We start from the raw sequence: 8,390 nt of genomic DNA, 5'->3' as shown, positions 1-8,390 counted from the left end.
GAGCATCAGGAGTGATTTTTTACAGACTTTCATAAAGATTGAAGTTAAAAATAATTTATTAAAACTGCCGCTGTTTCGCCGCACGCCTCCTGCCCTAAAGCAAATTCATCCGCCCGTCATTGAGCCGCCACGGCGCTGTCATCTGACATGCGCAATGTAATCGCCATCCCGCAGTGAACTTCGCTGCACTCCTCAACCAGATGAGGTATTGAGCGCGATGGGGATATCCAGACATCCGAGTACAACAAACCAACGCACATGATTCTGACGTGGTGAAAACCTATGTTGAACCTGGTCCTGGTGTGGGCATGCGGCCGATCAGGCGTGTGATATTCAAGAAGGTGCAGACCGGGTAAAAATCGAGACGCATCATCTGTTCGATGCCAATACGGTGTGGCTCGGCCTCAAGCGCGGTGAGTCGCAGCTTAATGACGTCTGGCAACGCTCCGAACGCTGTAATGCCAATCTGTCGCTGGAGGAGATCAAACGTCAGGCGCTTTCCGACGAGGCAGAAAACGAACCGGCTATCGACTTCCAGATTTAATCTCCCTTGTCTCTTGTTGTACAGGCCCGACGTGGCTCCATGCTGGGTAAAGATTAAACAGCGTCAACATTACCTTCAAAAGAGTGAGGCCACAGTTATGAACTGTGGCCTCAATGAACTTACTTCCAAACGTTAACGCTTAAATCATTTCAATTTTGATACCTTGTTGAATAAACAACTCGCTATCATTGCCGTGGCTATAAACGTTATAGTTAACGCCGGAAATGGTGATGTTTCCATTTTGCTTCACCCAGTCGCCATTATTATCCATGCCTTGCGGCAGAATATCGGAGAGTTTCACGATATCGCCTTTATTACCTTTAACCAGCATTTGCGTTTTACCGTCGGCGATAAACAAATCTTTTTCACCGGTAGTAAGCAGACTGTCAATGTCCACTTTTAACATATTGTTTCCGCAGCCAGTGATGTCGATCTGTGCAAGTGAGGAGATTTTCTGGCTAAGAGAGCCAAGATCAATCACTTGATTATCACCACGTATAACCAGCTCGTTAACATCTAAGATGCCCTCTAATTCGCTCAGATCGGAAACTGTATTGACTATAATATCCTTACCTACCGTCATGATGTCTGATGCACTGGCGTGAGTCGATGCGCTTCCCCATTTGAAATTCATCAGATCTAAACTGGTGTCATCATCGATCCTGCCGGTGACAAATTTAACTGAGCCGATACGTTCACCCGCTGGTGCGGTGTAAGTATAATCGCCTCCATCGGGATTCGGTCGAACAGAATAAAGAAGTTTGTTATTAATTGAGTAATAATTAATGCATGTCTCTCTAAAATAATCATTGGAATCATCGTATGCGCCTAAAGTGAATGACACCTTATCTGTAGCCTCAACTTCTAATGTAACCTGGGACCATTTTGGTATTTTCATTGCATGAGTATATTTGTCTGCAGTGAGTGAGAAATTCAGTGCAATATCAATGTGGTACTTGATATTACCAAAATGAAGGCTATCAGTGCCTCGGTAATCATTACCTACCAATTGTTCTCCAAATTTAGCTTCTCCTGAGGATAAGTCAAAAAATGGATCATAGTCACGCTTGACCGAAATGTTGTCTACCGCGTAGCGATAAAGGCCTCTGGATGCAGGGTCAAAATGGAATTCTACATAAGAGATTTCATTTTTAGCCGTGTAAAATTTCAGTTGCTGGATATCATCGATAATTTTAGGGTCGTGATAAACGCGACCAATTTCCTGATGTTGATCATTATAGAATGATAAATAGTTTTCACCTTTATCCCAGTTAGAGTTTATACCTCTATCCCAGGCAATAGCGTCCAGTTGGAAGTAATTACACTTTTCAGGTAACTTTAATGTAACAATATTTTCTTCATCGCTTAATTTTTCATTTGTGTTAATAAGTAATACATTAGTTTTCAGCGTTGGATCGTAATCCACCCTGAACTCTGGATCGCTTAAATAATTGAACTCCTTACCCAACATGAAATCAAGTCCATCATAGGTAAAATGGTTGCCAAATGACCAGCCATTACCCGAATAGGTTTCAAAATCCCATTTACTTCCGGTGGATTGCTGATCATCAATGATGGTGAAATCGTAGCTGTCGCTGTAATTACCGGTGGTTGTTTTGGCCCGGAATGACCACTGAGATAGGGCAAGTTCCTGATCGGGTGTAAATTTCCAATTACCCTGCGCGTCAGCAATAACGCTAAAACCGCTTTGCCAGGCACCCCCAGCCTTTTTCATCTCAATCTGCACAATGCTGTTAGCTTCTGCCTGACCATTTAACGTAGGCTGGCGATCATCGGTCCTGCCGCCTTTATCAATCACGCCGATTTCTTTACCAACGTCATCCCAAGCTTGATCAATTGTAGGTTTGAATGATGCGGTTTCAACAATGTTCAGTTTAAACACATTGGTTCCCGGTTGCATAATACTGCTAGATTGGGCACTGAACTCATATTCGCCAGCGGCCAATTCTTTGCTCTCGTGAAACCATTGCCCCTGGCTGTCGACTACTGCGGTGCCTAATATAAGCCAACTGCCGTTTGCATTACGGTAATGAATGTAGACAATGCTGTTAGCATCGGCATGACCGTGCAGTATAGGAGTTTTATCGTCGGTAACGGCATTGTCTGCCAGCATGCCAGTAAACGGGGCCATATCATCCCACGCATGAGTGATCTCAGGCTTAATTGAGGGGCTGTCATTGGCAATTGTTATGATGAAGGGTGCCGTTTCAGCACCAATGCGTTCTTTACCAGCAAACATTTCAACAGCCACCAGCGTAAGACTATTGCTACCGTTTTTTAGATCGGTATCCGGTGTTAACTTCCAAATGCCAGTAACTTCATCCGCCACTGCACTGCCAAGGGTTTTGCCGGAAGCATCCTTGAGGTAAACAATAGCCCCTTTTTGTGCCTGACCAGTGAGCGTTGGGCGGCTGTCATCAGTGATATCTTTAGAATCAAAACTTCCTTGTTTATTACCCACATCATCATACATGTTCAGCAGTATCGGCGCTTCCGGTGGGGTAGTGTCAATCACCATAGAGAACTGCGACGTATCGGAAGAGTTACCTGCCAGATCAACGTAGCGAATTGCTACGCTGTAATCACCATCAGGGAACGGCGTTGACGCTTTCCAGCTCCACAAGCCGTTTGCATCAATGATCGTGGTAAAGGTCTGATTATTGATGGTGATAAACACTGTAGTGCCAACTTCATCAGGCAGTGGATTTTTGATACTGAACCCTGGATATGGTGTATCGTGTTCTATGGTGATGAGACTATTCATATCGGCCATGATGGAGTAAATCATTAGATAAAACCTTTTCTGATGTTTTGAAATTTTGGTGTTGAATAAAATTAAAATACAAGATGTTGCTTGCGGAGAGGCTCAGCAATCTATAAGTATTTTCAGCGATTAAGAATGGCCCGAACCTTTAACGACTTATACGAGAAATGTCTTGTAAGAAATCAGTTAAATAACGCCGTTATTAAAAAGATTGAACTAATGAGAGAATAGGTATAGCCAGAAGCTCTCGCGCTGAGAGAGTTAAGAAAAATTCTTACATTGTGTAGCGTTAATTAAATCAATCTTTACCCCCCTTCATTTGAGTTCATGCCGATGGTTTTTTAGGTTCTCTTATGACTGTTGTGCAAATGAACACACCTGTCTTGCTTTGAGCATCAGGGGTGGTTTTTTACAGAATTTTCATAAAGATTAAAGTTAAAAATAAATTATTAAATTGCCCGCCGTTCAACTGTAATTTTTCTGCCCTAAGCAAATTCATCCGCCCGTCATTGAGCCGTCACGGTGCTGTCATCTGACATGCGCAATGTAATCGCCATCCCGCAGCAAGCCCGCTGCGTTCCTCAACCAATGCGAATGAGGTATTGAGCGTGATGGAGATATCCAGACATCCGACCACTGTGTATCAGGCCGTTGCCGCCCAACTGGAGCAGGCGCTGCAGGAGCGCTATCGCTGCGGCGATTATCTGCCTTCTGAGCAACAGCTGGCCGATCACTACGAAGTTAATCGTCACACCTTGCGGCGCGCGGTTGATGAACTGGTCAACAAAGGCCTGCTGCAACGGCGTCACGGCGTGGGCATTTTGGTGCTGATGCGTCCTTACGACTATCCGCTGCATGCACAGGCGCGCTTCAGCCAGAACCTGATGGAGCAGGGCAGTCATCCCACCAGCGAGCGTCTGCTGGCGGTGCTGCGTCCGGCGAGCAGCGATGTGGCGAGCGCGCTGGGCGTCAACGAAGGTGACAACGTTATCCATTTACGCACGCTGCGCCGCGTCAATGGCGTGGCGGTGTGCGTCATCAACCACTTCCTGGCGGAACTCAGCTGGTGGCCGGCGCTGCAACAGTTTCACAGCGGTTCGCTGCACGACTTTATGCAGCAGCAGCTTGGCCTGAGCCTGACGCGCAGCCAAACCCGCATCAGCACGCGTCGCGCGCAGGCCAAAGAGTGCAAGCAGCTGGAGATTGCGCTGCAGTCGCCGCTGCTGTGCGTGCGCACCCTGAATAAACATAGCGACGGTCAGGTAGCGGAATACTCCGTCAGCCTGACGCGTGGCGACATGATTGAACTGACTCTGGAGCACGAATGACACAGCAAACAGCCCGCCAGCACTGGCTTTCGGTGCTGGCGCACAGTGAAGCCAGCCAGCTTGAGGCGCACTGGCAGCCGTTACGTATCAACGCTGATTTTGAACGCATCCGTCCGGCGGAAACCGGTTTGACCCGCCTGCAGGCGCGCATGGGCGGCAGCGGCAAGCGCTTCGTGATGGGCGATGCCACGGTGACGCGCGCGGTCGTGAAACTGCATGACGGCACGCTCGGCTTTAGCTACGTGCTGGGGCGTGACAAATCGCACGCCGAACGCTGCGCGCTGATTGATGCGCTGCTGCAACAGCCGGAAACCCAGGCGCTGTTACAGGAAAAATTGATTGCCCCGCTGGCGGCCCTGCGTGAAGAGCAGCGTCAGCTGCGCGCGCGTGAAATCGCCAGCTCCAAAGTGGATTTCTTTACGCTGGTTCGCGGAGATAACTGATGACTTTACTGGCAAGTTTTAACCATCCGGTGGCCGATGCCCAACGTGCCTTCCGCCGCATTCTCAAAGCGATGAGCGAGCCGGGCGTGATGGTATCGCTGCCGCTGCAACAGGGCTGGGGCGATCTCTCGCCGGCGGCCACGGCGGTGCTGTTGACGCTGGTCGATCAGGAGAGCGCGCTGTGGCTGGATGGCCGCATCGATAATGACGTGGTGCGCAGCAATCTGCGTTTCCACACCGGCGTGCCGATTGTCGATGAGCGCGATGCCCCCTTTGCGCTGACGCACGCGGCGGCCAATCCGGATCCGGCGCTGTTTGCTTCTGGCGATAACATGTCCCCGGAAAAAAGCACCACGCTGATTGTGGAAGTGCCGTCACTGAGCGGTGGCTTAACGCTGCGCCTGTCGGGGCCCGGCTTACGTGAGCCGCGCGCCGTTGCGCCGCAGCTGCCGGAAGCGATTCTGCATTATTTGCGCGAGCGTCCGCATCCGTTCCCACAGGGGGTGGATCTGATTTTCACCTGCGGTGAAGCGATGATGGCGCTGCCACGCACCACCGACGTGGAGGTGTGCTGATGTACGTTGCGGTCAAAGGGGGCGAAAAGGCGATAGCCAGCGCCCATCAGCTGCAGGCCGATCTGCGCCGTGGCGATCGCGAGGTCGCCGAATTGGGCTGCGATCAGGTCGCGCAACAGTTGGGTTTAGCGGTCGATCGCGTGATGACCGAAGGCGGCATCTACGATCCGCAACTGGCGGCGTTAGCGATCAAACAGGCGAGCGGCGACCTGGTGGAAGCGATCTTTCTGCTGCGCGCCTATCGCACCACGCTGCCGCGCCTCGCCGATAGCCTGGCGCTGGCAACCGCTGAGATGCGCATCGAACGCCGTATCTCGGCGGTTTACAAAGATTTGCCGGGCGGCCAGGTGCTCGGCCCAACCTACGATTACAGCCATCGTCTGCTCGATTTTACGCTGCTGGCGAATGGCGAAACGCCTGCCGCACCGCGCGACGATCAGGCGCTGCCACAACGTTGTCCGCACGTGTTCAGCATGATGACGGCGGAAGGATTGGCGGCACGCGAAGAGGATGACGGCAGCGAGCCGTGCGACATCACCCGCGAACCGCCAGGTTATCCGGCCACGCGCGCCGCACGGCTGCAACAGCTGGTGCGCGGCGACGAAGGTTTCCTGTTGGCGCTCGGCTACTCAACGCAGCGCGGCTACGGCCGCAACCATCCATTCGCCGGTGAAATTCGTACCGGTTATCTCAGCGTGTCAATCTGCCCGGAAGAGTTGGGCTTTGAGATTGAGATTGGCGAAATCCTGCTGACCGAATGCGAGATGGTGAACGGCTTCACCACTGAAACCGATCTCGCGCCGCACTTTACGCGCGGTTACGGCCTGGTGTTTGGCCGTTCCGAGCGTAAAGCGATGGCGATGGCGCTGGTGGATCGCGCGCTGCAGGCACCGGAGTACCACGAACGCATTGCCGGTCCGGCGCAGGACGAAGAGTTTGTGCTGTCACATGCCGACAACGTGGAAGCGGCGGGCTTTGTCTCGCATCTGAAACTGCCGCACTACGTCGATTTCCAGGCGGAGCTTGAGCTGCTGAAACAACTGCGCCAACCGCATCAGGAGCAGAACCATGAGTGAGTTAACCGGCTACAACAACGGTTATCTGGATGAGCAGACCAAACGCACCATCCGCCGCGCCATTCTGAAGGCGGTGGCGATCCCCGGTTATCAGGTGCCGTTTGCCGGACGCGAAATGCCGATGCCTTACGGCTGGGGCACCGGCGGCATTCAGATCACCGCCAGCATCATTGGCGATGTCGATGTGCTGAAAGTGATCGATCAGGGCGCGGATGACACCACCAACGCGGTATCGATTCGTCGCTTCTTCCAGCGCGTCAGCGGCGCGGCCACCACCGAAGCGACCCGTGACGCCACGCTGATCCAGACGCGTCACCGCATTCCGGAAACGCCGCTCGAGGAAGATCAGATTTTGATTTTCCAGGTGCCAATTCCTGAGCCGCTGCGCTTTATCGAACCGCGTGAGACCGAAACCCGCACCATGCACGCGCTGGAGGAGTACGGCATCATGCAGGTGAAACTGTATGAAGATATCGCCCGCTTCGGCCATATCGCCACCACCTATGCCTATCCGGTGAAGGTCAACGATCGCTACGTGATGGATCCGTCGCCGATCCCTAAATTCGACAACCCCAAGATGCACATGATGCCGGCGCTGCAGCTGTTTGGTGCCGGACGTGAGAAACGCATCTATGCGCTGCCGCCGTACACCAAAGTGGAAAGCCTCGACTTCGACGATCACCCGTTCAGCGTGCAGCAGTGGGAAGAACCCTGCGCGCTGTGCGGTTCGCGCCACAGCTACCTCGACGAGGTGGTGATGGATGACGCCGGTACGCGCATGTTTGTCTGCTCCGATACCGATTTTTGCCACCAGCAGCAGGAACAACAGCATGCACAGTGAACAGCCGCTGCTTGCGGTCAACCATCTCACCCACCTTTACGCGCCCGGCAAAGGGTTTGAAGAGGTGAGTTTTGAGCTCTATCCCGGCGAAGTGTTAGGCATTGTCGGGGAATCCGGATCGGGTAAAACCACGCTGTTGCGCAGCCTGTCGGCACGCTTAGCGCCGCAGCAGGGCAACATTCTTTATCGCGCACAGGATCTCTATCAGCTGAGTGAGAGCGATCGCCGCCGCTTGCTGCGCACCGAATGGGGCGTGGTGCATCAGCATCCGCTCGACGGTTTGCGTCCGCAGGTGACGGCGGGTGGCAACATAGGCGAGCGGCTGATGGCGGTGGGCCATCGTCATTACGGTGATATTCGTCAAGAGGCGATGCGCTGGCTGCAGGATGTGGAGATCCCCGCTAATCGCATCGACGATCTGCCCACCACCTTTTCGGGCGGTATGCAGCAGCGTTTGCAGATTGCCCGCAACCTGGTGACGCAGCCGACGCTGGTGTTTATGGATGAGCCAACCGGCGGGCTGGATGTGTCGGTGCAGGCGCGCCTGCTGGATCTGCTGCGCACGCTGGTGCGCGAGTTGAATCTGGCGGTGGTGATTGTGACGCACGATCTCGGCGTGGCGCGTTTGCTGGCGCATCGCCTGCTGGTGATGAAGCAGGGCCGCGTGGTGGAGAGCGGGTTGACCGACCGGGTGCTGGACGATCCGCATCATCCGTATACGCAGCTGCTGGTTTCATCGGTGTTGAGTTGAGCGCGGGTGCGGACATTAACCAGGTCGCCATGAATGACGTGTCCAAT

General features: G+C 52.9%; 7 protein-coding genes and 1 pseudogene. 7 read left to right on the top strand and 1 reads right to left on the bottom strand.

Going from position 1 to position 8,390, the window contains the following annotated elements; translation table 11 throughout:
- Nucleotides 1–227: 227 nt before the first annotated feature.
- A pseudogene (gene cbl / locus K5Y32_RS24875) lies at nt 228–544 on the top strand (HTH-type transcriptional regulator Cbl); the annotation flags it as partial.
- Nucleotides 545–683: 139 nt separating this feature from the next.
- Here the strand turns inward: cbl and K5Y32_RS08755 are convergent.
- The gene (locus tag K5Y32_RS08755; protein ID WP_222182830.1) at nt 684–3,353 is read right to left on the bottom strand and encodes an Ig-like domain-containing protein; all 2,670 of its coding nucleotides are present in this window, start codon (nt 3,351–3,353) and stop codon (nt 684–686) included.
- Nucleotides 3,354–3,940: 587 nt separating this feature from the next.
- On the opposite strand from K5Y32_RS08755, the gene phnF reads away from it, so the two are divergent.
- Genes phnF through phnK form a run of 6 tightly spaced genes read left to right on the top strand, consistent with a single transcriptional unit; the run spans nt 3,941 to nt 8,343 of the window.
- Complete coding sequence (gene phnF / locus K5Y32_RS08750) at nt 3,941–4,657, top strand: phosphonate metabolism transcriptional regulator PhnF (RefSeq protein WP_008105516.1); 717 nt, start codon at nt 3,941–3,943, stop codon at nt 4,655–4,657.
- Entirely contained in the window at nt 4,654–5,100 is a 447-nt protein-coding gene (phnG, locus tag K5Y32_RS08745) for a phosphonate C-P lyase system protein PhnG (RefSeq protein WP_176972918.1), read from the top strand. Before phnF ends, phnG begins: the two co-directional genes overlap by 4 nt.
- On the top strand, nt 5,100–5,675 hold the full coding sequence (gene phnH / locus K5Y32_RS08740; RefSeq protein WP_222182828.1) for a phosphonate C-P lyase system protein PhnH: 576 nt from the start codon (nt 5,100–5,102) through the stop codon (nt 5,673–5,675). The genes phnG and phnH overlap by 1 nt, the downstream gene beginning before the upstream one ends.
- Nucleotides 5,675–6,751: a carbon-phosphorus lyase complex subunit PhnI gene (locus K5Y32_RS08735; protein ID WP_222182826.1), complete on the top strand. Its 1,077-nt coding sequence runs from the start codon at nt 5,675–5,677 to the stop codon at nt 6,749–6,751. The genes phnH and K5Y32_RS08735 overlap by 1 nt, the downstream gene beginning before the upstream one ends.
- Nucleotides 6,744–7,592, top strand: coding sequence for an alpha-D-ribose 1-methylphosphonate 5-phosphate C-P-lyase PhnJ (locus K5Y32_RS08730; protein WP_222182824.1), 849 nt, complete (start codon nt 6,744–6,746; stop codon nt 7,590–7,592). The genes K5Y32_RS08735 and K5Y32_RS08730 overlap by 8 nt, the downstream gene beginning before the upstream one ends.
- Nucleotides 7,582–8,343 (top strand): phosphonate C-P lyase system protein PhnK, encoded by a 762-nt coding sequence (phnK, locus tag K5Y32_RS08725; RefSeq protein WP_222182823.1) that lies wholly within the window; start codon nt 7,582–7,584, stop codon nt 8,341–8,343. The genes K5Y32_RS08730 and phnK overlap by 11 nt, the downstream gene beginning before the upstream one ends.
- Nucleotides 8,344–8,390 lie beyond the last annotated feature (47 nt).

The organism is Pantoea sp. DY-15, from assembly GCF_019795935.1.
In the GTDB taxonomy this organism is placed as follows: Bacteria; Pseudomonadota; Gammaproteobacteria; order Enterobacterales; family Enterobacteriaceae; genus Pantoea; species Pantoea leporis.
The sequence above is the reverse complement of the archived record's forward strand: the minus strand, read 5'-3'. Positions and strand labels throughout refer to the sequence as shown.